Below are 422 nucleotides of genomic sequence, written 5' to 3' on the forward strand. Positions count from 1 at the left end.
CTCGATTGGTTTACGCCGATGGTGATGGTTTTGCCGTTATCCAGGGTCACGGTCAGCGGATTGGTGATGTTGGTCACCGGCGCGCCGTTCTTATCCACAAGGCTGGCGGTGTAAACGATGTTGCCGCCTTCGCCAACGGTGGTGGTGGCGGTCAGGACCACATCGACTTTGTCGATGGTGTCGTTGATCGTGGTGGTGGCGCCGTTGCCTGCAACTTCCAGTTTTTCGAAGTTGCCGCCGGAAGCGTCAGTGATTTTGACGGTCTGCGTGCTCTTATCGATAAACACGTCATCGGTCGGCGCAGGCACGGTTACGGTACCAACAGTTTCGCCAGCCTTGATGGTGATCGACGAACCGTTATCCAGCTTCAGGGTGACGTCAGTGCCCGCTTTGTTGGACAGCGTGGCGGTGTACGTGATCTG

At 56.9% G+C, this 422-nt stretch carries 1 protein-coding gene; it reads right to left on the reverse strand.

The genetic code is table 11. The features are described 5' to 3' along the window. The coding region (locus ACTJLA_RS26820) for an immunoglobulin-like domain-containing protein (RefSeq protein ID WP_440842494.1) at window positions 1-422 on the reverse strand (422 nt) is incomplete at both ends.

Origin of the sequence: Pseudomonas sp. 22072, from assembly GCF_052046095.1 — a bacterium.
Classification (GTDB): Bacteria; Pseudomonadota; Gammaproteobacteria; order Pseudomonadales; family Pseudomonadaceae; genus Aquipseudomonas; species Aquipseudomonas paracarnis.